The 25,089-nt window shown below is 61.8% G+C and carries 31 protein-coding genes and 1 tRNA gene; 1 reads left to right on the forward strand and 31 read right to left on the reverse strand.

What is annotated here, in order from left to right:
- Positions 1 to 42 precede the first annotated feature (42 nt).
- From PQQ86_RS17675 to PQQ86_RS17710, 8 genes are all read right to left on the reverse strand, one after another.
- Positions 43 to 1,167, reverse strand: coding sequence for a methyltransferase (locus PQQ86_RS17675; protein ID WP_408269154.1), 1,125 nt, complete (start codon positions 1,165 to 1,167; stop codon positions 43 to 45).
- 346 nt (positions 1,168 to 1,513) lie between these two features.
- A tRNA-Thr gene (locus PQQ86_RS17680) sits at positions 1,514 to 1,589 on the reverse strand.
- A gap of 19 nt (positions 1,590 to 1,608) precedes the next feature.
- Entirely contained in the window at positions 1,609 to 2,133 is a 525-nt protein-coding gene (locus PQQ86_RS17685) for a ClpXP protease specificity-enhancing factor (protein WP_408269157.1), read from the reverse strand.
- Positions 2,134 to 2,207: 74 nt separating this feature from the next.
- Positions 2,208 to 2,819, reverse strand: coding sequence for a glutathione S-transferase N-terminal domain-containing protein (locus PQQ86_RS17690; protein WP_006052302.1), 612 nt, complete (start codon positions 2,817 to 2,819; stop codon positions 2,208 to 2,210).
- Between the two features lie 95 nt (positions 2,820 to 2,914).
- The gene (locus PQQ86_RS17695) at positions 2,915 to 3,670 is read right to left on the reverse strand and encodes a cytochrome c1 (RefSeq protein ID WP_408269161.1); all 756 of its coding nucleotides are present in this window, start codon (positions 3,668 to 3,670) and stop codon (positions 2,915 to 2,917) included.
- A gap of 22 nt (positions 3,671 to 3,692) precedes the next feature.
- Positions 3,693 to 5,072, reverse strand: coding sequence for a cytochrome b (locus PQQ86_RS17700; protein ID WP_408269164.1), 1,380 nt, complete (start codon positions 5,070 to 5,072; stop codon positions 3,693 to 3,695).
- Positions 5,072 to 5,692: a ubiquinol-cytochrome c reductase iron-sulfur subunit gene (gene petA, locus PQQ86_RS17705; RefSeq protein ID WP_408270333.1), complete on the reverse strand. Its 621-nt coding sequence runs from the start codon at positions 5,690 to 5,692 to the stop codon at positions 5,072 to 5,074. Before petA ends, PQQ86_RS17700 begins: the two co-directional genes overlap by 1 nt.
- Positions 5,693 to 5,913: 221 nt before the next feature.
- Positions 5,914 to 6,660 (reverse strand): Nif3-like dinuclear metal center hexameric protein, encoded by a 747-nt coding sequence (locus tag PQQ86_RS17710; RefSeq protein WP_054036638.1) that lies wholly within the window; start codon positions 6,658 to 6,660, stop codon positions 5,914 to 5,916.
- Between the two features lie 19 nt (positions 6,661 to 6,679).
- On the opposite strand from PQQ86_RS17710, the gene PQQ86_RS17715 reads away from it, so the two are divergent.
- Positions 6,680 to 7,903, forward strand: coding sequence for a Do family serine endopeptidase (locus PQQ86_RS17715; RefSeq protein WP_054036636.1), 1,224 nt, complete (start codon positions 6,680 to 6,682; stop codon positions 7,901 to 7,903).
- A 93-nt stretch (positions 7,904 to 7,996) separates the two neighbouring features.
- Here the strand turns inward: PQQ86_RS17715 and tatC are convergent, their stop codons facing one another.
- From tatC to mlaD, 23 genes are all read right to left on the reverse strand, one after another.
- On the reverse strand, positions 7,997 to 8,776 hold the full coding sequence (gene tatC / locus PQQ86_RS17720; protein ID WP_408200015.1) for a twin-arginine translocase subunit TatC: 780 nt from the start codon (positions 8,774 to 8,776) through the stop codon (positions 7,997 to 7,999).
- Between the two features lie 34 nt (positions 8,777 to 8,810).
- Positions 8,811 to 9,329 (reverse strand): Sec-independent protein translocase protein TatB, encoded by a 519-nt coding sequence (gene tatB / locus PQQ86_RS17725; RefSeq protein WP_408269169.1) that lies wholly within the window; start codon positions 9,327 to 9,329, stop codon positions 8,811 to 8,813.
- A 39-nt stretch (positions 9,330 to 9,368) separates the two neighbouring features.
- Entirely contained in the window at positions 9,369 to 9,608 is a 240-nt protein-coding gene (tatA, locus tag PQQ86_RS17730) for a Sec-independent protein translocase subunit TatA (RefSeq protein ID WP_093643459.1), read from the reverse strand.
- 268 nt (positions 9,609 to 9,876) lie between these two features.
- Positions 9,877 to 10,242, reverse strand: coding sequence for a histidine triad nucleotide-binding protein (locus PQQ86_RS17735; RefSeq protein ID WP_408269173.1), 366 nt, complete (start codon positions 10,240 to 10,242; stop codon positions 9,877 to 9,879).
- 82 nt (positions 10,243 to 10,324) lie between these two features.
- The gene (locus tag PQQ86_RS17740; RefSeq protein WP_063497496.1) at positions 10,325 to 10,720 is read right to left on the reverse strand and encodes a DUF4870 family protein; all 396 of its coding nucleotides are present in this window, start codon (positions 10,718 to 10,720) and stop codon (positions 10,325 to 10,327) included.
- Positions 10,721 to 10,814: 94 nt separating this feature from the next.
- Positions 10,815 to 11,207 carry a phosphoribosyl-ATP diphosphatase gene (locus tag PQQ86_RS17745; RefSeq protein WP_408269176.1) on the reverse strand — a complete coding sequence of 131 codons (393 nt, stop codon included), beginning with the start codon at positions 11,205 to 11,207 and terminating at the stop codon, positions 10,815 to 10,817.
- Complete coding sequence (gene hisI, locus PQQ86_RS17750) at positions 11,204 to 11,614, reverse strand: phosphoribosyl-AMP cyclohydrolase (RefSeq protein ID WP_408269179.1); 411 nt, start codon at positions 11,612 to 11,614, stop codon at positions 11,204 to 11,206. The genes PQQ86_RS17745 and hisI overlap by 4 nt, the downstream gene beginning before the upstream one ends.
- Position 11,615: 1 nt before the next feature.
- Complete coding sequence (hisF, locus tag PQQ86_RS17755) at positions 11,616 to 12,389, reverse strand: imidazole glycerol phosphate synthase subunit HisF (protein WP_054036627.1); 774 nt, start codon at positions 12,387 to 12,389, stop codon at positions 11,616 to 11,618.
- A 232-nt stretch (positions 12,390 to 12,621) separates the two neighbouring features.
- A complete protein-coding gene (gene hisA, locus PQQ86_RS17760; RefSeq protein ID WP_408200025.1) occupies positions 12,622 to 13,374 on the reverse strand; it encodes a 1-(5-phosphoribosyl)-5-[(5-phosphoribosylamino)methylideneamino]imidazole-4-carboxamide isomerase in 753 nt (250 codons plus the stop codon).
- 223 nt (positions 13,375 to 13,597) lie between these two features.
- On the reverse strand, positions 13,598 to 14,239 hold the full coding sequence (gene hisH, locus PQQ86_RS17765) for an imidazole glycerol phosphate synthase subunit HisH (RefSeq protein ID WP_408269184.1): 642 nt from the start codon (positions 14,237 to 14,239) through the stop codon (positions 13,598 to 13,600).
- Complete coding sequence (locus PQQ86_RS17770) at positions 14,236 to 14,856, reverse strand: YchE family NAAT transporter (RefSeq protein WP_097390541.1); 621 nt, start codon at positions 14,854 to 14,856, stop codon at positions 14,236 to 14,238. The genes hisH and PQQ86_RS17770 overlap by 4 nt, the downstream gene beginning before the upstream one ends.
- A 59-nt stretch (positions 14,857 to 14,915) precedes the next feature.
- Positions 14,916 to 15,503 carry an imidazoleglycerol-phosphate dehydratase HisB gene (hisB, locus tag PQQ86_RS17775; RefSeq protein WP_408269187.1) on the reverse strand — a complete coding sequence of 196 codons (588 nt, stop codon included), beginning with the start codon at positions 15,501 to 15,503 and terminating at the stop codon, positions 14,916 to 14,918.
- A gap of 114 nt (positions 15,504 to 15,617) precedes the next feature.
- A complete protein-coding gene (gene hisC / locus PQQ86_RS17780) occupies positions 15,618 to 16,688 on the reverse strand; it encodes a histidinol-phosphate transaminase (RefSeq protein WP_408269190.1) in 1,071 nt (356 codons plus the stop codon).
- Positions 16,689 to 16,870: 182 nt separating this feature from the next.
- Positions 16,871 to 18,193 carry a histidinol dehydrogenase gene (gene hisD, locus PQQ86_RS17785; RefSeq protein WP_408269193.1) on the reverse strand — a complete coding sequence of 441 codons (1,323 nt, stop codon included), beginning with the start codon at positions 18,191 to 18,193 and terminating at the stop codon, positions 16,871 to 16,873.
- Between the two features lie 59 nt (positions 18,194 to 18,252).
- Positions 18,253 to 18,951 carry an ATP phosphoribosyltransferase gene (gene hisG / locus PQQ86_RS17790; RefSeq protein WP_408269197.1) on the reverse strand — a complete coding sequence of 233 codons (699 nt, stop codon included), beginning with the start codon at positions 18,949 to 18,951 and terminating at the stop codon, positions 18,253 to 18,255.
- The gene (gene murA, locus PQQ86_RS17795; RefSeq protein WP_494478230.1) at positions 18,948 to 20,210 is read right to left on the reverse strand and encodes a UDP-N-acetylglucosamine 1-carboxyvinyltransferase; all 1,263 of its coding nucleotides are present in this window, start codon (positions 20,208 to 20,210) and stop codon (positions 18,948 to 18,950) included. The genes hisG and murA overlap by 4 nt, the downstream gene beginning before the upstream one ends.
- A 111-nt stretch (positions 20,211 to 20,321) precedes the next feature.
- Entirely contained in the window at positions 20,322 to 20,561 is a 240-nt protein-coding gene (locus PQQ86_RS17800; protein WP_054036615.1) for a BolA family protein, read from the reverse strand.
- A gap of 15 nt (positions 20,562 to 20,576) precedes the next feature.
- Complete coding sequence (locus PQQ86_RS17805) at positions 20,577 to 21,332, reverse strand: ABC transporter permease (protein ID WP_093643443.1); 756 nt, start codon at positions 21,330 to 21,332, stop codon at positions 20,577 to 20,579.
- Positions 21,329 to 22,261, reverse strand: a complete 933-nt coding sequence (locus PQQ86_RS17810; RefSeq protein WP_408269202.1) for an ABC transporter ATP-binding protein — start codon at positions 22,259 to 22,261, stop codon at positions 21,329 to 21,331. Before PQQ86_RS17810 ends, PQQ86_RS17805 begins: the two co-directional genes overlap by 4 nt.
- Positions 22,262 to 22,431: 170 nt before the next feature.
- Positions 22,432 to 22,725: an STAS domain-containing protein gene (locus PQQ86_RS17815; RefSeq protein ID WP_408269205.1), complete on the reverse strand. Its 294-nt coding sequence runs from the start codon at positions 22,723 to 22,725 to the stop codon at positions 22,432 to 22,434.
- A complete protein-coding gene (locus PQQ86_RS17820; RefSeq protein ID WP_408269207.1) occupies positions 22,722 to 23,354 on the reverse strand; it encodes an MlaC/ttg2D family ABC transporter substrate-binding protein in 633 nt (210 codons plus the stop codon). Before PQQ86_RS17820 ends, PQQ86_RS17815 begins: the two co-directional genes overlap by 4 nt.
- Positions 23,355 to 23,472: 118 nt before the next feature.
- Positions 23,473 to 24,510, reverse strand: coding sequence for an MlaA family lipoprotein (locus tag PQQ86_RS17825; RefSeq protein WP_408269210.1), 1,038 nt, complete (start codon positions 24,508 to 24,510; stop codon positions 23,473 to 23,475).
- Positions 24,511 to 24,521: 11 nt separating this feature from the next.
- Positions 24,522 to 25,079: an outer membrane lipid asymmetry maintenance protein MlaD gene (gene mlaD, locus PQQ86_RS17830; protein WP_097393455.1), complete on the reverse strand. Its 558-nt coding sequence runs from the start codon at positions 25,077 to 25,079 to the stop codon at positions 24,522 to 24,524.
- Positions 25,080 to 25,089 lie beyond the last annotated feature (10 nt).

A 25,089-nucleotide genomic window follows, 5' to 3' on the forward strand; every position in this document is an offset into this window, starting at 1 on the left:
CGCCTTTATAAGCGTCATCGCACTCCCCCTGCGCGCCACCGTTTAGCGTGCCTTCAAACGCCAGAGCGACGTCACTTCAGCCTTGCGCGCCGTATGTAACGCGTCGGTCTCATCGGTCGACTTCGGGTGCCGCGGACGAATATCCTCGCGACCCACAACGGTCAGCCCAGCCTTTTCAATGGCGGCAAGCAGCCACTCGCGCGTACGCAATCCGAGATGCTCAGCGAAGTCCGACATGATCAGCCAGCCTTCCCCGCCCGGCGACAAATGTTCCGCCAGCCCGTCCAGAAAACCGATCAGCATGCGGCTTTCCGAATCGTAGATCGCGTATTCAATCGGTGAGGCGGGCCGCGCAGGCAGCCACGGCGGATTGCAGATCACCAGCGGCGCACGGCCTTCCGGAAACAGATCGGCTTGCACGATCTCGACTTGCTGATCGTAGCCAAGACGCGTGAGATTTTCGCGCGCGCAGGCCAGCGCTCGCGGGTCCTGATCGGTCGCGACGATTTTTTTCACACCGCGTTTGGCGAGCAGCGCAGCCAGCACGCCCGTACCGGTGCCGATATCGAACGCCTTGTTCAACGACGGCAACGGCGTGCGCGCGACCAGATCCACATATTCACCGCGCACCGGCGAAAACACGCCGTAGTGCGGATGGATGCGCTCACCCAGCGCAGGAATTTCCACGCCCTTCTTACGCCACTCATGCGCGCCGATCAGACCGAGCAATTCGCGCAGCGACACGACCGAGGGCTCGTCGGTAGACGGTCCATAGGTTTCGATGCAGGCCTGCTGTACTTCCGGCGAGCGGCGCAGCGGAATTGCGTACGCAGCGTCGAGCGGAATCAGGATCATGCCGAGCGTGCGGGCACGTTGCGACTGTGCCTGACGATGCAGGTTGAACGCGTCGATCGGCGTTTCGCCGTGCTTGCGCGGTTTGCGCTCCAGCCGGCGCGTGACCGCCTGCAGCAATTGGCGAGCGTTCTGAAAGTCGCCGTTCCAGAGCAGCGCGGTGCCTTCGCACGCGAGGCGGTAGGCAGAGTCGGCGGTGGTGCGGTCATCGGCGACGACAACGCGCTTGGGCGGCGGCACCGCGGCTTCGGAGCGCCAACGCGCAGTGCGGGGGCCGTCGGCTTCGGGCCAGGTGATGATTGCGGGGCTGGTCATGATGAAGGTGGGATCTGTGTTGCGGGAGTGACGCGGTGAAAACTCGCGTCTCGGGGGGCGTTGCCCGCCGGAGTGACTGATCGTGATGCCGACTGACGCCCGAATAGTACCTCTCCCAGTCGGGTTCGCGGGGCGGTATCTGTGGGCGGCTGCCCCGACAAGCCTGATGCCACCGCCCTTTGCTGTGGTCTGCGGGCAGTTCGTAGACTAAAGTGTCCACAATCGACAAGGTGAATGAGATCCGGCAAAAATGAGCCGTTTCCGCCTCTCGTCCAGCCCGCGAAACTCCCGCCCCAAATAAAAAAGCGGGTTTCTGAAATTATTCAGAAACCCGCTTTCGCACTACTGGTGCCGGCTGCAGGACTCGAACCCGCCACCTCATGATTACAAGTCAAGCGCTCTACCTGATGAGCTAAGCCGGCATGAGGCCGTGATTCTACTTCATTTCACGATCTTGAGGCGAGCCCTTCCGCCACCTTTTGATCCATCATCGTCAGGCTGCGGGCCGTCCGTCGCGGTTTGCGCTTTGGCGGCATCAGCGGCAGAAGACGACGTTTCGACCGCACGCGGCGCCACGCTCACGGGGGCGGCCGGTGACTCGGTCTCGTCCGCCAGTTCCGCATCGGCGCCTGAGTCCTGCGCTTCGCCGCCCGCCGACTCGACCGGGAACGCCATACCCTGCCCGTTTTCCCGCGCGTAGATCGCGAGAATATTGGCGATCGGCACTTCGATCTTGTGCGACTTGCCAGAGAAGCGCGCGCTGAACTCGATCCATTCATTGCCCATCTGCAACTGGCTGGTCGCCTCGAAGCTGATGTTCAACACGATCTCGTTATCGCGCACGAACTGCCTCGGCACGCGCGTCTGATTGTCGACCCGGACCGCAATATGCGGCGTGTAGCCGTTATCCGTGCACCACTCGTACAGCGCGCGCAGCAGATAAGGCTTGGTGGAAATCTCTTGCATCAACAGTCCTCTTACCGGGTTGGGGCGCGCACGGAAAACAATCGAGACGCGGCGCCCTCACCCCAAAGCCAAACTCAACGACGCATCACCTTTTCCGAAGGTGTCAGCGCTTCGATATAAGCCGGGCGGCTGAAAATGCGCTCGGCGTACTTCATCAGCGGTGCAGCATTCTTCGACAGCTCGATGCCGTAGTGGTCCAGACGCCACAGCAACGGCGCGATCGCGACGTCCAGCATCGAGAACTCTTCGCCCAGCATGTACTTGTTCTTCAGAAAGATCGGTGCGAGCTGCGTCAGGCGATCGCGAATCGCGAGACGTGCCTTCTCGTGATTCTTCTCAGCGGCCTTGCCCTTTTCGTTTTCGAGCGTGCCGACGTGAACGAACAGTTCCTTTTCGAAGTTCAGCAGGAACAGACGGGCGCGGGCGCGCTGAACCGGATCGGCCGGCATCAGTTGCGGGTGCGGGAAGCGCTCGTCGATGTATTCGTTGATGATGTTCGATTCGTACAGAATCAGGTCCCGTTCGACGAGAATCGGCACCTGACCATACGGATTCATCACAGCGATGTCTTCCGGCTTGTTAAACAGGTCGACGTCGCGGATCTCGAAGTCCATGCCCTTTTCGAACAACACCAGCCGGCAGCGCTGGGAGAACGGGCAAGTTGTGCCGGAATACAGAACCATCATGTTTACGTTTCCTCAAAAAGCTGAAAGGCCAGCGCGCGGAAAAACCGTTCAACAGGTTTTTCCTGGCGCCGGCCCCACGCCGGGTGACGGCGTGATTATTTGATATGTTTCCAGTACGCGGCGTTCAGTCGCCAGGCGAAAAAGCTCAGGACGCCGAGGAACAGCAGCACCCACACGCCAAGCTGTTTGCGGGTTTTCTGCGTCGGTTCGGACATCCATGACAGGTACGACACGAGGTCGGCCACAGCAGAATCATAATCTACCGGCGACATCGTCCCCGGCGTGACCTGTTGGTAGCCGACAAATTTGTGCACCGTTTCGCCTGTTTTTTCGTCGACTTCGTCACCGAATTTCGCGGTACGTTGCCCCTGAAGCTGCCACAGCACGTGAGGCATGCTCACGTTTTCATACACCAGATTGTTCCAGCCGGTTGGCCGCGTATTGTCGCGATAGAAGCTGCGCAGATACGTGTATAGCCAGTCCTTGCCGCGCGCCCGCGCTTCCACCGACAAATCCGGCGGACTCGCGCCGAACCACGCTTTCGCGTCGTCCGGGCGCATCGCCACGGTCATGGTGTTGCCTACCTTATCCGTGGTGAACAACAGGTTCGACTGGATTTCGGTCGGCTTAATGCCGAGGTCGGTCAGCCGGCTGTAGCGCATCAGACTCGCGCTATGGCAATTCAGGCAATAGTTTACAAACAATTGGGCGCCGTGCTGCAACGAAGCAAAATTCTCCGCGTTATCGGGCGCGCGGTCGAGAGGGAAATTCTCGTCCGCGTGCGCCGGTCCGGCCAGCACCGCGAGCAGTGTCGCGCCGATCAGCGCGCACGTCGAAAGCAGTTTTTTCATTTCGTGTTCTCCGGGCTCGCGATTAGTGGGGCTTGAACCGCACCCGCTCGGGCGGCTGCTTGAACGTGCCAAGCCGCGTCCAGACGGGCATACCGAGGAAAAACGCGAAGTAGATCAGCGCGCATATCTGGGCAATCAACGTCGAGGCAGGCGACGGCGGTTTGGTGCCGAGGAAGCCCAACGTCAGGAACGCCAGCACGAAGATCCCGTAGAACACCTTGTGAAAAAACGGCCGGTAACGAATCGATTTCACCGGCGAGCGATCGAGCCACGGCAGGAAGAACAGTGAGATCACCGCGCCGCCCATCACCACCACGCCCCAGAACTTCGATTCGGTGAACGCCATCGCCAGAACCACCAGCACGGCGAGCACCGGCAAACCGAGCTTCCATTTGCCGCGTGCGCGCACCAGCGCGAACAGACCGAGCAGCGCGACAATGATCATCAGCACGATCTTGAATGGATCGGTGGTGGCGCGCAACATCGCATAGAACGCCGTGAAGTACCACACTGGCGCAATTTCCTGCGGCGTTTGCAGCGGATTGGCGGGAATGAAGTTGTTCGCTTCAAGGAAGTACCCACCCATCTCCGGTGCGAAGAAGATGATTGCCGCGAAGATGATCAGGAACACCGTCACGCCCATGAAGTCGTGCACCGAGTAGTACGGGTGGAACGGGATGCCGTCGAGCGGAATGCCGTCCGGGTCCTTTTTCGCCTTGATCTCGATGCCGTCTGGGTTGTTCGACCCCACTTCGTGCAGCGCCACAAGGTGCGCGACCACCAGCCCGATCAGTACCAGCGGAATCGCGATCACATGGAACGCGAAGAAGCGGTTCAGCGTGACGTCCGAGACGACGTAGTCGCCACGGATCCACAGTGACAGATCCGGTCCGATGAACGGAATCGCCGAGAACAGGTTCACGATCACCTGAGCGCCCCAGAACGACATCTGGCCCCACGGCAGCAGGTAGCCGAAGAACGCCTCGGCCATCAGGCACAGAAAAATCGCGCAGCCGAAGATCCACACCAGTTCGCGCGGCTTGCGGTACGAGCCGTACATCAGCCCGCGGAACATGTGCAGATACACGACGACGAAGAACATCGACGCGCCGGTGGAGTGCATATAGCGGATCAGCCAGCCCCACGGCACCTCGCGCATGATGTACTCGACCGACGAGAACGCGAGCGTCGCGTCGGGCTTGTAGTTCATCGTGAGGAAGATGCCGGTGACGATCTGATTGACCAGCACCAGCAGCGCGAGCGAACCGAAGAAGTACCAGAAGTTGAAGTTCTTCGGCGCGTAGTACTCGGAAACGTGCTTCTTCCACGTGGAAGTCAGCGGAAAGCGCCGGTCGATCCAGCCGACCAGCCCGGTCGTCTCTACTTCATGTTCGATCGCCATTACGCTTCTCCTTTCTCGTCCTTGCCGATCACGAGGCCGGTGGCCGACGTGAACATGTAAGGCGGGATGTCGAGGTTCTGCGGCGCAGGTTTGTTCTTGAAGACGCGGCCGGCCATGTCATAGGTCGAGCCGTGGCACGGGCACAGGAAGCCGCCTGGCCAGTCGTCGGGAAGATTGGGCTGCGCGCCCTCCTGGAAGCGCGGCGTCGGCGTGCAGCCCAGATGGGTGCACACGGCGACGGCGACGAAAAGATTCTTATGATCGGTGCGCGAACGGAATTCGTTGTTGCAGTACTCCGGCAACGGCATCGAAAAAGGATTCTTGGTGTGGGGATCCGCTACTTCGTTATCGGCTTTCTGGACATCGGCCAGCATTCTGTCGGTGCGATTGATGATCCATACCGGCTTACCGCGCCAGGCAACGGTCATCATGTCGCCAGGCTTGAGATTACCGATATCGACTTCGACCGGGGCGCCTGCCGCCTTGGCCTTTTCAGATGGTGCAAACGAACTAACAAAGGGTACGACAGTGGCAACGCCTCCTATGCCACCTGCTACGGTCGTCGCTATCAGCCAGGTACGGCGGCCGCCGTCGACGCGTTCATCTTCCTTGTCTCGCATTACACGCCCCACTTCTGAGTTGGATTTTTCCTTCACGTCGCTTCTACCGCCGCTAGTTTGCGCGAATGGAGTCGGCATTTACAAGGCCCCATTGCCAAAAACCGTGCGAAGCCCTTGATAAGTCAGGGTTTCTCCGTACGGATCGCAACCTTTTTCACACCTCCTTTTAAGCACCCTCTACGTTATTCGTGCCTTTTTCTTATCTAATGCCGATTTTCAATTCAGACGGGATTGGGGATATCGATAAATACGTGTTCGATATCGAACTGCTCGGACAGATGCTTGCCCACCGCCTGGACGCCGAAACGTTCGGTGGCGTGATGGCCGGCCGCGAGGAACGCCACGCCGCTTTCCGCCGAAGTGTGCATCACCGACTCCGACACTTCACCGGTCAGGTAGACGTCGGCGCCGGCATTGATGGCGGCGTCGAACATGCCTTGCGCGGCGCCGGTGCACCAGCCCACGCGGCGCAATTCGCGATCCGGGTCGCCGAACACGAGCGGCGTGCGGCCGAGCGTCTGCTCGACTTGCGCGGTGAAGTGCGCGAGCGTGATCGGCATCGGAAACGTGGCGAGCCAGCCGAGATCGTTCTCGCCGAAACGCGCATCGCTGATCCAGCCCATCTTCGCGCCGATCTGCGCGTTGTTGCCGAATTCAGGATGGTCGTCGAGCGGCAGGTGATAAGCGAACAGGTTCAGGTCGTTGGCGATCAGCAGCTTCAGCCGAGCGTGTTTGCGGCCGGTGATCTGCGGCGCCTCGTTGCGCCAGAAGTAGCCGTGATGGACCAGCACCGCGTCCGCACCCCAGTCGAGCGCGGCCTCGAGGAAGGCCACTGAAGCCGTCACACCGGTCGCGAGCTTATTGATCCTGCGGCGCCCTTCTACCTGCAATCCATTGGGGCAATAGTCCTTGAAGCGCGCGGTTTCAAGGAGATTGTTCAAGTACAATTCAAGTTCGATCCGATCCATATAAACCTCTAGTCTTCAGATGCTTAGACGCTTTTGGCTGTTCTTTGCCCAAGCGGTGACTGTGCTGTTGGCGCTGATGTTCATCATTGCGACCCTCAAACCGCAGTGGCTCCAGCGTCAAGGGCAATTCGGCAAGCAACTCGCCGAACCGATCGTCGCCCTTCGGGAAGTGGCGCCAGGCATCGGCACGGGTCCTGCACAGGCGTCCTATGCTGACGCCGCGCAAAAAGCCATGCCCGCGGTCGTCAATGTGTTCTCCAGCAAGGATGGCTCACTGCCGCCCGATCCGCGCGCGAAAGATCCGCTGTTCCGCTACTTCTTCGGCGATAAGAACAAAGGCAAGCAGCAGGAGCAACCCGCGTCGAATCTCGGCTCGGGGGTGATAGTGAGTTCGGAAGGTTACATTCTAACGAACCAGCACGTCGTGGACGGCGCCGATCAGATCGAAATCGCTCTGGCCGATGGTCGCACCACCAACGCGAAGGTGATCGGTGTCGATCCAGAGACCGATCTGGCCGTGCTGAAGGTCAACATGACCAACTTGCCCACCATCACGCTCGGCCGCATGGACCAGACGCGCGTGGGCGACGTGGTGCTGGCGATCGGCAATCCGTTCGGCGTCGGCCAGACGGTGACCATGGGTATTGTCAGCGCGCTCGGGCGCAATCACCTCGGCATCAACACGTTCGAAAACTTCATTCAGACCGACGCCGCCATCAACCCGGGCAACTCGGGCGGTGCGCTGGTCGACGTGAACGGCAATCTGCTCGGCATCAATACCGCCATCTATTCGCGCTCGGGCGGCTCGCTCGGCATCGGCTTTGCGATCCCTGTCTCGACCGCGCGTAGCGTGCTGGAGAGCATCATCACGACGGGCTCGGTCACGCGCGGCTGGATCGGCGTGGAGCCGCAGGACGTGACGCCGGAAATCGCCGAATCGTTCGGGCTCGAGCAGAAGTCGGGCGCGATTGTCGCGGGCGTGCTGAAGAACGGCCCGGCCGACCGCGCGGGCATCAAGCCGGGTGACATCCTGGTAAGCGTGAACGGCCAGGAGATCACCGACACCACGCGTCTGTTGAATGTCATCGCGCAGATCAAGCCGGGCACGGCGGCGAAGGTTCATCTGGTACGCAAGAGCCACGAGATGGATCTGGAGGTGACGATCGGCAAGCGCCCGCCTCCGCCGAAGCAACCGGCCGAGGACAACGGCGGCGGCGATCAGCAGGACGACGACGGCGGTTGAGAAGAGATAGATAGCGGCCAGTGGTGAGGGCACCGCAAACAAAAAGGGCAGTCCGTGATGGACTGCCCTTTTTGTTTGTCTCTCCGCTGCCGTTCAACCCGGCGGACTGTCGTCCGCAATCACAGGCTTCTGCTTGCCGACAATCAACCGCGCCGCGATGATGCCTGCCTCGTACAGCACGATCAGCGGAATCGCCAGAATCAGCTGCGAGAACACGTCCGGCGGCGTCACCACCGCCGAAATCACGAACGCGCCCACGATCACATACGGACGGATTTCCTTGAGCTTCTTGATGGTCAGCACGTTCATGCGGACCAGCAGCACCACGACAATCGGCACTTCGAACGTCACGCCAAACGCAAGGAACATGGTGAGCACGAAGCTCAGGTAGTTGTCGATATCGGTGGTCATCTCCGCGCCGAGCGGCGCGTTGTAGTGCGCCATCACGCGAAAGATCGTCGGGAACACCACGAAGTACGCGAACGCCATGCCGCACAGGAACAGCGTGTAGCTGCTGCCCACCAGCGGCCCGACCAGCTTCTTCTCATGCTGATACAAACCCGGCGCGACAAACGCCCAGATCTGGTACAGCACGATCGGCAGCGCGATTACGAAGGCGACGAGCATGGTCACCTTCATCGGCACGAAGAACGAGCCGGTGACGTCGGTGACGATCATCTTGCCGTCCTTCGGCAGATTCTGCATCAAGGGCCGCGCCAGCAGCCGGAAGATATCCGGCGCCCAATACACGAGCCCGACAAACACCACGATGACGGCAAGGCCGGCGCGGATGATACGGTCGCGCAATTCAACGAGGTGGGAAATGAAGGTCTCTTCAGTGCCTTCGTCCTGGGTTTGCTGGGGGTCGCTCACACCGGCCCTCGGTTAGAGATTGTCGTTCTGATCATCAGAAGAACCGCGTCGGACGACGCATGGTAGCCGGCGTATGCCGCGCTACGCGCGCCGCGCCCGACTGCACACGCGTGCGGCGCGTGGTGGCGCGCTTGTACCAGGTGGGCATGGCGGTCTGCTTGACGCGCCAGTTCTTGCGTTTGGAGCCTGCTGGGGGCGTGCTTGTCTGCCACGGCGAAGTGCTGACATCTTCAAGTGCGCCGCCGGCAATGCTCGGCGACACCGACGTGCCGCTGTTCCACGCGTCGTTCAGTTCTGTCTCATGCTTGCGCAGATTGTCCTGAACGTTGGTTTCGACATTGCTCGCCGCCGCTTCGAACTCGGTTTTCATGCGACGCAATTCGTCGAGTTCGATTTCGCGGGTGACTTCGGCTTTCACGTCGTTGATATACCGCTGCGCGCGGCCGAATAGCGCGCCTGCCGTGCGGGCGACGCGAGGCAGGCGCTCAGGCCCGAGTACGACCAGCGCGACGACGCCGATCAGCGCCATCTTGGTTAGACCGAGGTCCAGCATGAAGTGGAGTGTCCGTCAGTAACGCGGTTGGGCCGCGGCTTAGCGGTAATCGCCGGAACGCGGCGTCTTTTCCTTCGCATCCACATCTACCGCGCCATTGCGCGGCAGTTCGCGCTGCTGCGCTTCACCTGCGGGCGTTTCGGCTTCCTTCATGCCTTCCTTGAAGCCCTTCACCGCGCCACCCAGATCGGTACCGATATTGCGCAGCTTCTTCGTGCCGAACACGAGCGCCACGATCAGCAACACGATCAGCCAATGCCAAATGCTCAACGAACCCATGACTACTCTCCTTAACCCCGACACCGCACGTGATGCGGCAAAACTCGTGCGCCTTACGGCGTGAATCGAAGCGCGTACGCTCCATCTATACGTTGCCGCGAGCTGTTTCGATTCAACCCACGACACGGTGTGCCATTGTGACCTGACGATCGCGTCGGCGTCGTTACAGTGCAGCAAGAAAACGGCCCTGCTATTGTCGGCGGCCAAAACTCGCCGCGCGCCTCGCAGCCTGCGGTTATTTACGAGCCCGCTCAGTCAGCCTGTTCTATCAGCCCATGCGCTGCCACGGACGCGGGCCGGCGAGAATGTGCGCGTGCACGTGATACACCTCTTGCCCGCCGCCCGGACCCGTATTGATGACCGTACGAAAGCCGGTTTCGCCGCCGGTGTACGCCACGCCCAGCTGGTCGGCCAGACGCGCCACCAGAACAAGCATTCTACCAAGCAGCGGTGCGTCGCTTTCGGTGCAATTCGACAGCGTGGCGATGTGTTTGCGGGGAATCACCAGCACGTGCGTTTCAGCGGCCGGACGGATGTCGCGGAAGGCAACGAATTCGTCGTCTTCATGGACTTTGGTCGACGGAATCTCGCCGGCGGCGATCTTGCAGAAAAGGCAGTTCGGGTCGTGGCTCATCGTATTCCTGACACAGTATGGCTAGAGCGCGAAGCATCGTGCGGCACGGCTCAGATCCTGGCCGGCCGCAGCCGGACCCAACTCAGAACCAGCCACGCGGATTCGCGAGCGGCTTGTTATCGTACAGATACAGCCAGCCTTTGATAATACGGTACAACATCCAGATGCTGACGGCCCACAGGACCGGAATGCCGATCACCACGAACAGCAGCACACCGCCGATCGCATAACCCAGCAAGGCCATCCAGAACGAGCGGATCTGCCACTCGAAGTGCGCTTCGTAAGGCGTGCCCACCACATCGGGCCGCTTCACGTAGTTGATGATGATCGCGATCAGAATCGTCAGACCCCCCGTCAGCCAATGAACCGCATACAGCGCATACAGCACATGCGTGAGCGTGCGCAGGCTGCGTTCGCGCTCTGGCTCGATCGCGTTGCGGTAGACCGGCGGCGGATAATTTCCTTGCGACTGTTCCATGCTTGCGTCCTCCCGAGGATGCGATCCTATGCGTTCAGTGCAATGTGGGTGCCGACGTTCGCCACTTCAAGCCGCGGCGACAAGGTGACGACAATCAGTCGCCGTTCTCTTCGCGCTCGCGGCTCTTGCGCAGCGCCTTTTCCTCGATGCCCGACAGGCCTTCACGGCGCTCGAGTTCGGCAAGCACGTCAGCCGGGCTGAGGTCGAAATGCGACAGCATCACGAGGCAGTGGAACCAGAGGTCCGCCACTTCGCCGACCAGCGCTTTCGGCGCGCTGCCGTGGCGCGTGTCTTTGGCGGCCAGCACGACTTCGGTGGCCTCTTCGCCGATCTTCTTGAGAATCGCGTCATCGCCTTTGTGGAACAGGCGCGACACGTATGAGATGTCCGGATCGCCGCCCTTGCGGCTGTCGATGATGGCCGCGAGGCGCAGCAGCGTGTCTTTAGTGGACGAAGCCGATTCCGTGGATTGCGTGGATTGCGTCATTTGTAGATGTGTTCGGGATCTTTCAACACGGGATCGACGGCGACCCAGTCGCCATCTTCAACCGTGCCTTCGAATTTCTGGAAAAAGCACGAGTGACGGCCGGTGTGGCACGCGATGCCCGACACCTGCTCGACCTTCAGCAGCACGACGTCTTCGTCGCAATCGAGCCGCACTTCGCGCACATGCTGTACGTGGCCGGATTCTTCGCCCTTGAACCACAGGCGTTGGCGCGAGCGCGAGAAATACACCGCGCGGCCGGTTTCGACGGTTTTAGCCAAGGCTTCGCGGTTCATCCACGCGAACATCAGCACGTCGTTGGTCGACGCTTCCTGCGCGATCACCGGCACGAGGCCGTTCGCGTCCCACCTGACCTTGTCGAGCCACTCTACTGCCGAGGAATTCACCACGTCACAACCTCACCGAAATGCCTTGATCGGCCATGAAGCGCTTGGCCTCGCCCACGGTGTGTTCGCCGTAGTGGAAGATGCTGGCGGCGAGCACTGCGTCCGCGTGGCCGCTCTTGATGCCGTCGGCCAGATGCTGCAGCGAGCCGACGCCGCCCGAGGCGATCACCGGAATCGATACCGCATCGGACACTGCCCGCGTGAGCGCGAGATCGAAGCCGCTCTTGGTGCCGTCGCGGTCCATGCTGGTCAGCAGGATTTCGCCCGCGCCTAGTTCGGCCATCTTACGCGCCCATTCGACGGCTTCGAGGCCGGTGGCCTTGCGCCCTCCGTGCGTGAAGACCTCCCAGCGCGGCGGTTCGCCGTCTGCGGAGACGCGCTTCGCGTCGATGGCGACGACGATGCATTGCGAGCCGTATTTGTCCGTCGCATCGCGCACGAGTTGCGGATTCGCGACCGCCGACGAGTTCATGCTGATCTTGTCCGCGCCCGCGTTCAACAGCCGCCGCACGTCTTCGACAGCGCGCACGCCGCCGCCGACCGTCAGCGGAATGAACACTTGGGAGGCGACCGCCTCGATGATCGGCAGAATCAGATCGCGCTGGTCTGAGGTGGCGGTGATGTCGAGGAAGGTCAGTTCGTCGGCGCCCTGATCGTCGTAGCGGCGCGCGATTTCGACCGGGTCGCCCGCATCGCGCAATTCGACGAAGTTGACGCCCTTGACCACGCGGCCAGCCGTGACGTCGAGACAGGGGATGATGCGTTTAGCTAGAGCCATAATCGTGCAATTCTGCCAATACCGCTGATGAGGCCGCTCGCCTGAATCTTCACGAGCGGCACTGTGCCGGCGCTGCTCGGCGCGTCAGGCCGGAAGCCGGAAATGTGCCGAAGACGCCAGCAAGCGGCTTGACGCGCTTTCGTGACGCGCCGTTGCTTCCGCCGCTTCTAGTCCGTCCAAGTCCGCTGCTGCGTCGATTCCGAGTTGACCGCGGCGCCTCGAGCTTTGAGCCTTAAGCGTCGTCCGATTCGCGCAGCCGGTCCGCGAGGGTCTGCGCAGCCGCGAAGTCCAGATCGCCCGAGTAGATCGCCCGGCCGCAGATCACGCCTTCGATGCCTTCGTCCTCGACTTCGCACAGCGACTCGATGTCCGCGAGGTTCGACAAACCGCCGCTCGCGATCACCGGAATCTTCACCGCGCGGGCGAGACGCACCGTTGCTTCGATGTTGATGCCCTGAAGCATGCCGTCGCGGCCGATGTCCGTGTAGATGATCGACTCGCAGCCGTAATCCTCGAACTTGCGCGCCAGATCGACCACTTCATGGCCGGTCAGCTTGCTCCAGCCGTCGGTGGCAACCTTGCCGTCTTTCGCATCCAGACCGACGATGATATGGCCGCCGAAAGCCGTGCACGCATCCTGCAGGAAGCCCGGATTCTTCACCGCAGCCGTGCCGATGATGACGTACGACAAACCGTCGTCGAGATAGCGCTCGATCGTGTTCAGGTCGCGAATGCCGCCGCCCAGCTGGACGGGAATCTGGCCACCCACTTCCTCGATGATCGCGCGGATCGCGTCTTCATTTTTCGGCTTGCCGGCGAACGCGCCATTCAGGTCGACGAGGTGTAGACGGCGGGCGCCGCGATCGACCCAATGCCGGGCCATCGCCGCCGGTTCCTCGGAAAATATCGTCGCCTGGTCCATATCGCCCTGTTTGAGGCGTACACAGTGACCATCTTTCAGGTCGATGGCGGGAATCAGCAGCATAGCAATCGGGTGTTGTCTGGGAGGTGGTTGAAGGTCGGCGGCAGCGGCTGACAAGCCAGCCCGCCATAACGCCGTTTCGCTAGTTTAGTACAACTCTTTCGACGCCCTTGCGGAGCGCCATATTGGAACGCATGGAGCGAAATCGTCTTGCTGCGGTTGTGGCGCACGGCCGACGCTCCGCGTGTGGCGGAACGGCGTAGGGCAACAGGATGAAGAAAGGGGCTCACGGGTTCCAGTGCACGAAGTTGCGATACACGCGCAGCCCCGCTTCGGCGCTCTTTTCCGGGTGGAATTGGGTCGCAAAGATGTTATCCCGCGCCACCGCCGAGGTAAAGGGCACACCGTACACCGTTTCGCCCGAGGTATGGGCGGCGTTGTCCGGCACGACGTAATAGCTATGCACGAAGTAGAAGAACGCGTTATCGGCGACGCCGTCCCACAACGGATGCGGCTGCGCCTGGCGCACGCGGTTCCAGCCCATTTGCGGGACCTTGAAGCGCGACCCGTCGTCCTGTACCTGGCCTTCCAGATCGAAGCGCAACACCTTGCCGGGCAACAGACCGAGGCCAGGCGTATCGCCCTCGGCGCTCCAGTCGAACAGCATCTGCTCGCCGACGCACACGCCCATCAGCGGCTTGGTGCGCGAGGCTTCGACGACCGCCTCCTGCAGGCCGGATTCGGCCAGACTGCGCATGCAGTCAGGCATGGCACCCTGGCCGGGCAGCACCACGCGGTCGGCCGAGCGGATCGCTTCGGGCTGATCGACGATCGCCACGTCCGCCTCCGGCGCGGCTTTGCGCAATGCCTGGGCAACCGAGCGCAGGTTGCCCATTCCGTAATCCACAATCGCTATCGAAGTTTTCATTTCAAGTTAGGCAGCAATGCCTTCAATCCATCGACGATGAATTCCACCGCCAGCGCCGATAACATCAAACCCATGAGCCGTGTGCCGATGTTAATACCCGTGCGACCTACCCAGCGGGCAATCGGTTCGGCGAGGCGCAGCGAAAAAAAGCAGATCGCCGCCAATACCGCGCCGATCGCCACGAGGCTCAACCGGTCGTACCAGTGCGCCGAGCCGGCCGCATAAATGATCGTGGTGCTGATCGCGCCCGGGCCGGTCAACAGCGGAATCGCCAGTGGTACAACCGCGATGTTGTCCTTCTGCTCGGCCTCATCGCGCTCTTCCGCCGTCGAACGGCTGTTGCCGATCTGCGCGTTCAGCATGTTGATGGCCATCAGCAGCATGATGATCCCGCCGCCCACTTCGAGCGAGCCGACCGAAATGCCGAAGAAGCTGATGATCTGCTGTCCGAGCAGCGTGGTCACCGCAATCACGCAGAACACCGAAATTGCCGCGATGCGGATCGTTCTGCGCCGCTCGGCGTCGCTCTGATGCGCTGTCAGGCTCATGAAGAACGGGATGGCGCCGACCGGGTTGATCAACGCCAGCAGCGAAATAAACGACTTCAGAATATCCATCGCACACCGGGTGCGGGCAAGCGCAGCCGGTCCTGGTCACGAGGCTGGTAAATGAGCGCTTAAAGGCTGCCCTTGGTCGACGGAATCTGCCCCGCCGCGCGTTCGTCCATCTCGACGGCCATGCGCAATGCACGCCCGAAAGCCTTGAACACCGTTTCCATCTGATGATGGGCGTTCAGGCCGCGCAGGTTGTCGATGTGCAGCGTGACGCCGGCGTGATTGACGAAGCCGCGGAAAAATTCGATGGAGAGATCGACGTCGAACGTGCCGATGCGCGCGCGCGTGAACGGCACATGGAATTCGAGACCCGGACGTCCGGAAAAATCGATCACAACGCGCGACAGCGCTTCGTCGAGCGGCACGTAAGAATGACCGTAGCGGCGAATGCCCTTGCGGTCGCCAATTGCCTTCGCGACGGCCTGGCCGAGCGTGATGCCGACGTCTTCGACCGTGTGGTGGTCGTCGATTTCGAGGTCGCCATGCGCTTCGATGTCGAGATCGAACAAGCCGTGTCGTGCGATCTGGTCGAGCATGTGATCAAGAAACGACACACCGGTGGCCAGCTTCTGCTGACCGGTGCCGTCCAGATTGATCTTCACACGGATCTGCGTTTCGCTTGTGTTGCGAACGACTTCCGCAAGGCGCATGGTAATTCCTCGAATCTAGCTAGAAAGCGATAGTAGTGTGGGATGGGAACACGGCGGACCGCGCGCGCTTTCTCCAGTAGGGAAAAGCACTCACGCGGCCATTCAGCTCGCCGTTCAGTGCAGCACGAGTTTCAGTCCGGCGATCAATTGGGCGTTTTCTTCGGGCGAACCGACGGTCAAACGCACGCAATTGACCAGCAATGGATGCATTTTACTCACGTTTTTGATCAAAACCCGTGCTGCCAGCAGCGTTTCGAACATAACGGATGCGTCAGGCACCCGCACCAGCAGGAAGTTGCCGGCGCTCGGGAACACTTCGGCGCCCGGCAATTGGGCCACAGCCTGCGCGAGTTTCGTGCGTTCTTCGCGCAGTTGCTCGGCCTGGGCGTCGAGCACGTCGACGTGGTCGAGCAGGAAATCGGCGGCGGCTTGCGTCAGCACATTGGTGTTGTAGGGCGGGCGCACCTTGTCGAATTCGGTGAGCCAGGCGGGCTTACCGACCAGATAACCCAGGCGGATGCCGGCCAGCCCGAGCTTGGACACCGTACGCATGACGACGACGTTGTCGAACGCGTCGGCGCGCGGCAGCCAGCTTTGCTGCGCGAACGGCTGGTACGCCTCGTCGATCACCACCAGGCTCTTGTTCGCCGCAGCGATGATGCGCTCCATATCCGCGTCGTCGTACAGCGTGCCGGTCGGGTTGTTCGGATAGGCCAGATAGACGACCGCCGGTTCATGCTCGGCGATCGCCGCCAGCATCGCTTCGGTGTCGAGCGTGAAATCGGGCTTCAGCGGCACGCCGATAAATTCCAGATTCGCCAGCTTCGCTGACATCTGATACATGACGAAACCCGGCATCGGCGCAAGCACCTTGGCGCCCGGCTTCGCGCACGCCACCGACACCATGCTGATGATTTCATCCGAGCCGTTGCCGAGCAGCACGTCGCAACCCGCGGGCACACCCATCACGCGCTTGATCTTTTCGATCAGCGCTTCCGGGCGCGGCGCCGGGTAACGGTTCAACGCAACGCCGGCCAGATGCTCGCCCAGATGGGCGGCGAGCACCGGCGGCAGCGGAAACGGATTTTCCATCGCATCGAGCTTGATGTAGCCCGTGGCGTCCGGAACCGGATAGCTCGTCATCGCGAGCACGTCGCGGCGGATGATGTCTTGAGGTGTCGTCATAAGTCAGTGGACCGGGCCGCACGGGAGACGCCGGCCGGGAATCGGCGGCTTGCGGACTGCCCCAGGTTGGTCTGTATTGTCGTTATTTAACGGGAAACCGCGCGTAATCCGTCGCCAGAGTTTGCGGACATCGGCTCGATGCCCGCCTGCTCCGTACTCCGGCTCGTTGCGGTCAGCCGCGCTTAGCCGTTCTGCCGCATCCGGTATTCGGCGCTGCGGGCATGCGCCTGCAGGCCTTCGCCGTGAGCGAGTTCGGCGGCGATCTCACCAAGCGTCTGCGCGCCTTCCGCACTGACCTCGATCACGCTCGAACGCTTGAAGAAATCGTAGACGCCCAGCGGTGACGAGAACCGTGCGGTACGGGACGTAGGCAGCACGTGATTCGGCCCCGCGCAGTAGTCGCCGAGGCTTTCACTGGTGTAACGGCCGAGGAAGATCGCGCCGGCATGGCGGATCAGCTGACCCCATTGATGCGGTTCCAGCGCGGAGATTTCGAGGTGTTCCGGTGCGATGTCGTTGGCGATCGCGCAGGCTTCGGCCATATCACGCACCTTGATCAACGCGCCGCGACCTTCGAGCGACGCGCGGATCACGTCTTGGCGCGGCATGGTCGGCAGCAGTTCGTTGATCGCATCGCGAACGCGGGCGATGAAGGCATCGTCCGGGCACAGCAGGATGGATTGCGCGAGCTCATCGTGCTCGGCTTGCGAGAACAGGTCCATCGCGATCCAGCGCGGGTCCGTCGTACCGTCGCACAGCACGAGAATTTCCGACGGCCCGGCGATCATGTCGATACCGACCGTGCCGAACACCCGGCGCTTGGCCGACGCGACATACGCGTTACCGGGGCCGCAGATCTTGTCGACCGCGGGCACTGTTTCCGTGCCGTACGCCAGTGCGCCCACCGCCTGCGCGCCACCGATCGTGAACACGCGATCTACGCCGCCCAGCAAGGCCGCCGCCAGCACCAGCGGATTCTTCACGCCATCCGGCGTGGGCACGACCATGACGATTTCGCGCACGCCGGCCACGCGAGCCGGAATCGCGTTCATCAGCACCGACGACGGATACGCCGCCTTGCCGCCCGGCACGTAAATACCCGCGCGATCCAGCGGCGTGACCTTCTGGCCGAGCACGGTGCCGTCGGCTTCCGTGTACTGCCAGCTATGGCTGCCGCACTCGATCTTCTGCTTCTCGTGGTAACCGCGCACGCGCGCCGCCGCCGCTTCGAGCGCTGCGCGGCGCTTCGGCTCCAAGCCTTCGAGCGCCGCTTCCAGTTCGGACATCGGCAACTCGAGCGCCGCGACGCTCTTCGCCTCGACTCGGTCGAAGCGGTTCGTGTACTCGAGCACCGCGGCGTCGCCGCGTGCCTTCACGTCGTTCAGGATCTGCGCGACCGAGCGCTCGATTGCTTCGTCTTCGCTCGCCTCGAACGCGAGCACCGCGTGCAGCGACTTCTGGAAGTCGGGAGCGCTGGAATCGAGTTTGCGAATCTTGATAGACATACGGGTATCCGTTTCGGTAAGGCGCGCTAAAGCGTGATCAAACGAGCGTGGTCAAACTTTCAGGCTGCAGCGCCGGCCTTCGACGCGCGTTCGAACGCATCGAGGATCGGCCGCAGCGCCGCGCGCTTAAGCTTCAGCGCGGCTTGGTTCACAACGAGGCGCGACGAAATCTGCATGATCTCTTCCACCTCGACAAGATTGTTGGCGCGCAAGGTATTACCCGAACTCACCAGGTCGACGATCGCGTCGGCGAGACCGACCAGCGGCGCCAGTTCCATCGAACCGTACAGCTTGATCAGGTCGACGTGCACGCCCTTGGCGGCAAAATGCTCACGTGCCGTTTCCACATACTTGGTCGCCACGCGCAGACGCGCGCCCTGGCGCACCGCGTTCGCGTAATCGAAACCGGCCGCCACCGCGACCGACATCCGGCAACGCGCGATATCCAGATCGACCGGCTGATACAAACCGCTGCCGCCGTGCTCGAGCAAAACGTCTTTGCCGGCCACGCCGAAATCGGCTGCGCCGTATTCGACATAGGTCGGCACGTCCGTGGCGCGCACGATGATCACGCGCACGTTCGCGTCTGTCGTGGGCAGAATCAGCTTGCGCGAGGTTTCCGGATCTTCGGCGACTTCAATGCCGGCTGCGGCGAGCAGCGGCAGCGTCTCTTCGAAGATACGCCCTTTCGACAAAGCCAGCGTAAGCGGTGCGCTCACAGCCGGCGACGACGACGACGTTTGCGGCATCGAACTCATGCCTGGCTCCCCGAGATACGGCGCACCCTGGCGCCGATGGCGTTGAGCTTGGTTTCCATCCGGTCGTAACCACGATCCAGGTGATAGATACGGTCGATCAGCGTTTCACCTTCGGCACGCAGCGCGGCGATCACGAGGCTTGCCGACGCACGCAGGTCGGTCGCCATCACCTTCGCGCCGGACAGCTTCTCGACGCCGGTCACGAGCGCGGTGTTGCCGTCGATCGTGATGTTCGCGCCGAGGCGGTTCAACTCCTGCACGTGCATGTAGCGGTTCTCGAAGATCGTCTCGACGACTTGCGAGGTGCCATCCGCGAGCGTATTGAGCGCCATGAACTGCGCCTGCATGTCGGTCGGGAACGCCGGATATTCGGACGTGCGGAAGCTCACCGCGCTCGGACGCTTGTCCATGCGCACGCGCATCCAGCCGTCGCCCTCTTCGATCGTGACGCCGGCTTCGCGCAGCTTTTCGGTGACGGCTTCAAGGATCAGCGGGCGTACCTTGCGCAATGTGACATCGCCACCGGCAGCCGCGACCGCGCACAGGAACGTGCCGGCTTCGATACGATCCGGAATCACCGTGTGCTTTGCACCATGCAGCTTGTCGACGCCCTGGATCACCAGACGGTCAGTGCCGATACCTTCGATCTGTGCGCCCATCTCGACCAGCAGATGCGCGAGGTCGCCCACTTCCGGCTCACGCGCGGCGTTCTCGATGACCGTTTCGCCCTCAGCCAGCACCGCTGCCATCAGCAGGTTTTCGGTGCCTGTCACGGTGATCATGTCGGTCACGATGCGCGCGCCCTTCAGACGCTTCGCACGCGCTTCGATGAAGCCGTGCTCGATCGTGATCTCGGCGCCCATGGCCTGCAGACCCTTGATGTGCTGGTCCACCGGACGCGCGCCGATTGCGCAGCCGCCCGGCAGCGACACGCGAGCGTGACCAAAGCGCGCGACCAGCGGGCCGAGCACGAGGATCGACGCACGCATGGTCTTCACCATTTCGTACGGCGCGACGAGGTTATCGACCTTCGACGCATCCAGCGACACGCAGCCCTCGCCGCTCTCGATCTGCACGCCCATCTGGCCGAGCAGCTTGAGCATCGTGCGCACGTCCTGCAGGTCGGGCACGTTGTCCAGATGCACCGGCTCCGCGCTAAGCAGACTCGCGCACAGGATCGGCAACGCCGCGTTCTTGGCACCTGAGACGACGACTTCACCCGACAGCGGGTAGCCACCTTCAATGACGAGTTTATCCATGCCTGTCAGTTCCTGATTAACCCGGACTTCAGCCGGGCCCGCTTTGACTGTGTTCGACGCGCCGCTACCGGCGTCGCGCCCTTCTTGAGTAATTCGCACTAAATTTCCAGATTACGCGTTCTGCCATTCGGCGGGCGTCAGCGTCTTCATGCTGAGCGCGTGGATTTCTTCGCGCATGCGGTCGCCGAGCGCCGCATACACGAGTTGATGGCGCTGGATCAGACGCTTGCCTTCGAAGCTCTCGGCAACGATGGTCGCAAAGAAATGCTGACCGTCGCCTTCGACTTCGAGATGCTGGCAAGCGAGCCCAGCCGCGATGTATTGCTTGACCTGTTCGGGAGTCGGCAACATGAGAGATGCTCCTGATCAGTGGCGCAGTTTGTAGCCGGAGGCGAGCATGCGCATCGCCACCACGGCCAGCACCACAAAGAAACCGGCAACGATCGCAAGGCTCACGAGCGGATTGATATCCGACATCCCGAAGAAACCGTAGCGAAAGCCGTCGATCATGTAGAAAAAGGGATTGAGCCGCGACACTTCGCGCCACACCGGTGGCAGCGTATGCGTCGAGTAGAACACGCCCGAGAGGAACGTGAGCGGCATAATCAGAAAGTTTTGAAATGCGGCAAGCTGATCGAACTTTTCGGCCCAGATGCCGGCGATCAAACCGAGTGTGCCCAGGATCGCCGCGCCGAAAATCGCGAACGCGATGATGTAAAGCGGCGCGCTGAAGCTGACCGGTACGAACCAGATCGTCACGATAAACACGCCGAAGCCGACCGCAAGACCACGTGCCACGGCAGCGAGCACGTACGCGCCGAACATCTCGTAGTGCGACAACGGCGGCAGCAGCACAAACACCAGGTTGCCCGTGATCTTCGACTGGATCAGCGAGGACGAGCTATTCGCAAATGCGTTCTGCAGCACGCTCATCATCACGAGACCGGGAATCAGAAAGCTCGTGTACTCGACACCCGGATAGACCTGAACGTGACCGCGCAGCGCGTGGCCGAAAATCGTCAGATACAGCAGCGCGGTGATGACCGGCGCCAGCACGGTCTGGAACGACACCTTCCAGAAACGCAGGATTTCCTTGTAAAACAGCGTGCGAAAGCCGCTCATGCCAGCCCCTCGATCACTTCCGGACCGTTCATCACCTGAACGAACACATCTTCGAGGTCGGCTTTGCGGACCTCGATTTCTTCGAATGCGCAGCCCGCTGCGCGGCACTGCGCGAGAATCCGCTCGACGTCGTCATAGCTCGCGAGCCGCAGCAGATGCTGCCGGCCGTTGCCGTTGCCCGCGCCGCTTTCCACTTCGAGCGGACGCAACTCGGCCGGCAACGCACCTTGCGTAAAACGCAGGAACAGCTGCATGCCGGCAAAGCGCTGCAGCAGCGTGCTGGTGCGCTCAAGCGCGACGACCTCGCCCCGCCGCAACATCGCGATGCGGTCGCACAGCGACTCGGCTTCTTCCAGATAGTGCGTGGTCAGCACGATCGTGTGGCCTTCACGATTCAGGCGCGAGATGAATTTCCACAAGGTTTGACGCAACTCGACGTCGACGCCCGCGGTCGGCTCATCCAGCACGATCACCGGCGGCCGGTGCACCAGCGCCTGCGCCACGAGCACGCGGCGCTTCATGCCGCCCGACAGCGCGCGCATATTGGCGTCGGCTTTCTCGGTGAGGTCGAGATTGGCCATGATCTCGTCGATCCACGCGTCGTTGTTGCGCAGCCCGTAGTAGCCGGACTGGATGCGCAAGGTTTCACGCACGGTGAAGAAGGGATCGAACACGAGCTCCTGCGGCACCACGCCGAGCGCGCGGCGTGCGTCGCGGAAATCGCTGACTACGTCATGGCCACGTACCGCGATGCTGCCTTCATCGGCGCGCGCGAGACCAGCGAGTATGCTGATGAGCGTTGTCTTGCCCGCGCCGTTCGGACCGAGCAGTCCGAAGAACTCGCCTTCTTCCACCGTGAGGCTGACGCCCTTGAGCGCCTGCAAATCCTTGTAGCGCTTCTTGACGTTACGAATTTCTATGGCTGACATGACTATGGGCCGCGTGCGTCGCGGCGCCTAAAGGAGCCCCGAGGGGGCGCAAAAGTGCTGGAAGGGACGAAATTGGGGCCGGTTATATGCCCCGAAAAACGTTTGATTATAGGGCAAAAATCGGCGGCCCCGGCTCGGCCGGGACGATTGGAAGTGACGCTAGGGGAGCGTCAATGTCGCGCGGAAAGAAGGGTGTCCACGCCGTAGGCTTGTGCGAGGCTGGCGAGACCAGCCGGCAGGTTGACGATCTCGAACGCGGTGCCGCGCGCCTCGGCGGCACGCTCCCACGCGAGCAGGACGGCCAGCGCGGACGAGTCGAATTGCGCGAGCGGCGCGCAATCCACGCCGGTCGCGCCCGCAGCGATGCGCTGCAAACCCGCCTCGAACGCGGCTTTCGCGCTCTCGTGGGTCAGCGTCGCGCCGCTTTCGAAGCGGCTTGCGACGGCGTTCAGCACTTCGCTCACGACTGCTTGCCCGAGGCGAGTTGCTGGTTACGCTGCGTGAGGAACTGGATCAGTCCGTCCACGCCCTTCTGCTGGATCTGCTCGTTGAACTGTTGCTGATACGCCTGGATCAGCCACGCGCCAAGCACGTTGATGTCATACACGCGCCAGCCGTTCGGCGTCTTGTACAGACGGTAATCGAGTTCGATCGGCGAGCCGTTGTTCATCACCACCGAGCGCACCACCGTGTCGGTGTCGTCCGGGTTCATACGGAACGGCTTGTACTGGATCTGCTGGTCGCGCACTTGTGCCAACGCGCCCGAATACGTGCGGATCAACAGCATCTTGAACTGCTCGACCACGGCGTTTTGCTGCTCCGGCGTCGCGGTGCGCCAGTTGCGGCCCATCGCCAGTTGCGTGGTGCGGCGGAAATCCGTGTACGGCAGGATCTTTTCGTTGACGAGCTGGGTGATATGCGAGATGTCACCTTGCTGGATCGACTTGTCGCTGCGCACCGCATCGATCACCTGCTGCGTGACGGTCTTGATCAGGCCGTCCGGCGAATTGGAGTCCACCGTTTGCGCCGATGCACCGGTACTGGCGAACGAGAACAGCGCTGCGAACAACGGAATCAGGAATAGTTTTTTCATATCGAACCTTGCTTGCCTTAAAAATAGTGCAACCGTTTGAGCCGACATTAACACGCGAGTTCAGCAGCAATCCATGCGCAAACTGCGAGAGTCGTATCGAGGTGTTACGGCAGCACGATCAACGCAATTTGAATGACGGGAAGCTGAAACGCGTCGGCGGAACCAGTTGGCCGGCCGGAATCTGCGTCGTTTCCGGACCGCCGTTCAGGTCGAGCGGCGGCGTTTCGGAGCTGCCCGAGGCGGCTTCAGGTGCAGCCGCCGTGCCGGTTGCGCCCGTGGTTGCGCCAGCCGCCGAAGCAGCTTGCGGCGGCGTTGCGGCGGCCGCACCGGACGCAGCCGATCCTTTCGCGGCAGCACCCTGCGTGCCTGCAGGCGCAGCAGCAGCGCCGCTATCGACGTCGTCGTACTTCGGCAGCGGTGCTTCATCGCCGTAGTTCGGCAGCGACTGCGACTGCTTACCGTCCGACAGCAAATACTCGCGGCGTTGCAGATACGCACTACGCACGAACGAATACTTATCCAGCGCGGCGCCTTCCAGCACGTCGCCCGCGTTCAGCAGATTCGCGCGCGTGTTGACCACGTTCAGGCCGTACAGCGCCCAACTCAGACCATCCGGATGAATGTAGCTGAGCGGATTCACATAGTAATTGCCGATCGAGCCGACCGCGTCGCGCACCGTGCTCGGCCCGAACAGCGGCAGCACGAGGTACGGACCCGCCGGCACGCCGTAGTGGCCGAGCGTCAGGCCGAGGTCGTTGTCGTGTTTGGGCAGCTTGGCGAGCGTCGCCACGTCGAACAGACCGCCGACGCCGAACACCGTGTTGATCACGATCCGCATGATGTCTTCGACGCCATCGGTGATCTTCAACTGCAGCAGATTGTTCGCCGCGATGTAGACGTCGCCGATATTCGAGAAAAAGTTAGTGACGCTGTCGCGCACCGGTTGCGGCGTGATGAAGACGTAGCCCTTCGCGACCGGCTTCAGCGCGTACTGGTCGAGCTTGTCGTTGACGGTGAAGATGGTGCGGTTCAAGCCCTCGAGCGGATCGCCCTTGGTCGGCGTCTGCACGGTCGAGCAGCCGACGAGCGTAGCGGCCGCGAGCGCGAACGTCGCTATCTGGACGGTGCGCACGCCTCGTTTGCGTAGGGTCTGCATTTTTATTCTCCTTATTGACCGGCCGCGCCAGAGGCGGGCAGAGTCGGCGCCGCGGGCGCCGTGGCGGGGGCAGCCGCAGGTGCAGCCGAACTCGCGCCCGGCTTGGATGCGCCCGAATCCGCGGCCTTGCTATACAGGAATTGTCCGATCAGGTTTTCCAGCACGATCGCCGATTGTGTCATCGAGATTGTGTCACCCGCTTTAAGCATCTCGCTGTCACCGCCGGGCTCGAGCCCGATGTATTGCTCGCCGAGCAGACCCGAGGTCAGGATCTTCGCCGAGGTGTCTTTCGGAAACGGGTATTGCTTGTCGATATCGATCGTGACGACAGCCTGATACGCATTGCTGTCAAAGCCGATCGAGGCAACCCGGCCGACCGTCACGCCCGCGCTCTTCACCGGTGCGCGCGCCTTCAGTCCGCCGATATTGTCGAACTTGAGCTTGACCGGGTACGTTGCCTGAAACGACAACGAGCTCATATTGCCGGCCTTCAGCGCAAGAAACAGCAACGCCACGAAACCCAACACCACGAACAGGCCGACCCAGAAGTCGAGAGCAGTCTTTTTCATCGTCATCCCA

This window comes from Paraburkholderia sediminicola (assembly GCF_046026675.1).
In the GTDB taxonomy this organism is placed as follows: Bacteria; Pseudomonadota; Gammaproteobacteria; order Burkholderiales; family Burkholderiaceae; genus Paraburkholderia; species Paraburkholderia sediminicola_F.

What these genes read in the sequence shown, in the direction of transcription:
- PQQ86_RS17675 (WP_408269154.1), bottom strand. Translation starts at nt 1,167, where the DNA reads ATGACCAGCCCCGCAATCATCACCTGGCCCGAAGCCGACGGCCCCCGC.
- PQQ86_RS17685 (WP_408269157.1), bottom strand. Translation starts at nt 2,133, where the DNA reads ATGCAAGAGATTTCCACCAAGCCTTATCTGCTGCGCGCGCTGTACGAG.
- PQQ86_RS17690 (WP_006052302.1), bottom strand. Translation starts at nt 2,819, where the DNA reads ATGATGGTTCTGTATTCCGGCACAACTTGCCCGTTCTCCCAGCGCTGC.
- PQQ86_RS17695 (WP_408269161.1), bottom strand. Translation starts at nt 3,670, where the DNA reads ATGAAAAAACTGCTTTCGACGTGCGCGCTGATCGGCGCGACACTGCTC.
- PQQ86_RS17700 (WP_408269164.1), bottom strand. Translation starts at nt 5,072, where the DNA reads ATGGCGATCGAACATGAAGTAGAGACGACCGGGCTGGTCGGCTGGATC.
- petA (WP_408270333.1), bottom strand. Translation starts at nt 5,692, where the DNA reads ATGCGAGACAAGGAAGATGAACGCGTCGACGGCGGCCGCCGTACCTGG.
- PQQ86_RS17710 (WP_054036638.1), bottom strand. Translation starts at nt 6,660, where the DNA reads ATGGATCGGATCGAACTTGAATTGTACTTGAACAATCTCCTTGAAACC.
- PQQ86_RS17715 (WP_054036636.1), top strand. Translation starts at nt 6,680, where the DNA reads ATGCTTAGACGCTTTTGGCTGTTCTTTGCCCAAGCGGTGACTGTGCTG.
- tatB (WP_408269169.1), bottom strand. Translation starts at nt 9,329, where the DNA reads ATGCTGGACCTCGGTCTAACCAAGATGGCGCTGATCGGCGTCGTCGCG.
- tatA (WP_093643459.1), bottom strand. Translation starts at nt 9,608, where the DNA reads ATGGGTTCGTTGAGCATTTGGCATTGGCTGATCGTGTTGCTGATCGTG.
- PQQ86_RS17735 (WP_408269173.1), bottom strand. Translation starts at nt 10,242, where the DNA reads ATGAGCCACGACCCGAACTGCCTTTTCTGCAAGATCGCCGCCGGCGAG.
- PQQ86_RS17740 (WP_063497496.1), bottom strand. Translation starts at nt 10,720, where the DNA reads ATGGAACAGTCGCAAGGAAATTATCCGCCGCCGGTCTACCGCAACGCG.
- PQQ86_RS17745 (WP_408269176.1), bottom strand. Translation starts at nt 11,207, where the DNA reads ATGACGCAATCCACGCAATCCACGGAATCGGCTTCGTCCACTAAAGAC.
- hisF (WP_054036627.1), bottom strand. Translation starts at nt 12,389, where the DNA reads ATGGCTCTAGCTAAACGCATCATCCCCTGTCTCGACGTCACGGCTGGC.
- hisA (WP_408200025.1), bottom strand. Translation starts at nt 13,374, where the DNA reads ATGCTGCTGATTCCCGCCATCGACCTGAAAGATGGTCACTGTGTACGC.
- hisH (WP_408269184.1), bottom strand. Translation starts at nt 14,239, where the DNA reads ATGAAAACTTCGATAGCGATTGTGGATTACGGAATGGGCAACCTGCGC.
- PQQ86_RS17770 (WP_097390541.1), bottom strand. Translation starts at nt 14,856, where the DNA reads ATGGATATTCTGAAGTCGTTTATTTCGCTGCTGGCGTTGATCAACCCG.
- hisB (WP_408269187.1), bottom strand. Translation starts at nt 15,503, where the DNA reads ATGCGCCTTGCGGAAGTCGTTCGCAACACAAGCGAAACGCAGATCCGT.
- hisC (WP_408269190.1), bottom strand. Translation starts at nt 16,688, where the DNA reads ATGACGACACCTCAAGACATCATCCGCCGCGACGTGCTCGCGATGACG.
- hisD (WP_408269193.1), bottom strand. Translation starts at nt 18,193, where the DNA reads ATGTCTATCAAGATTCGCAAACTCGATTCCAGCGCTCCCGACTTCCAG.
- hisG (WP_408269197.1), bottom strand. Translation starts at nt 18,951, where the DNA reads ATGAGTTCGATGCCGCAAACGTCGTCGTCGTCGCCGGCTGTGAGCGCA.
- murA (WP_494478230.1), bottom strand. Translation starts at nt 20,210, where the DNA reads ATGGATAAACTCGTCATTGAAGGTGGCTACCCGCTGTCGGGTGAAGTC.
- PQQ86_RS17800 (WP_054036615.1), bottom strand. Translation starts at nt 20,561, where the DNA reads ATGTTGCCGACTCCCGAACAGGTCAAGCAATACATCGCGGCTGGGCTC.
- PQQ86_RS17805 (WP_093643443.1), bottom strand. Translation starts at nt 21,332, where the DNA reads ATGAGCGGCTTTCGCACGCTGTTTTACAAGGAAATCCTGCGTTTCTGG.
- PQQ86_RS17810 (WP_408269202.1), bottom strand. Translation starts at nt 22,261, where the DNA reads ATGTCAGCCATAGAAATTCGTAACGTCAAGAAGCGCTACAAGGATTTG.
- PQQ86_RS17820 (WP_408269207.1), bottom strand. Translation starts at nt 23,354, where the DNA reads ATGAAAAAACTATTCCTGATTCCGTTGTTCGCAGCGCTGTTCTCGTTC.
- PQQ86_RS17825 (WP_408269210.1), bottom strand. Translation starts at nt 24,510, where the DNA reads ATGCAGACCCTACGCAAACGAGGCGTGCGCACCGTCCAGATAGCGACG.
- mlaD (WP_097393455.1), bottom strand. Translation starts at nt 25,079, where the DNA reads ATGAAAAAGACTGCTCTCGACTTCTGGGTCGGCCTGTTCGTGGTGTTG.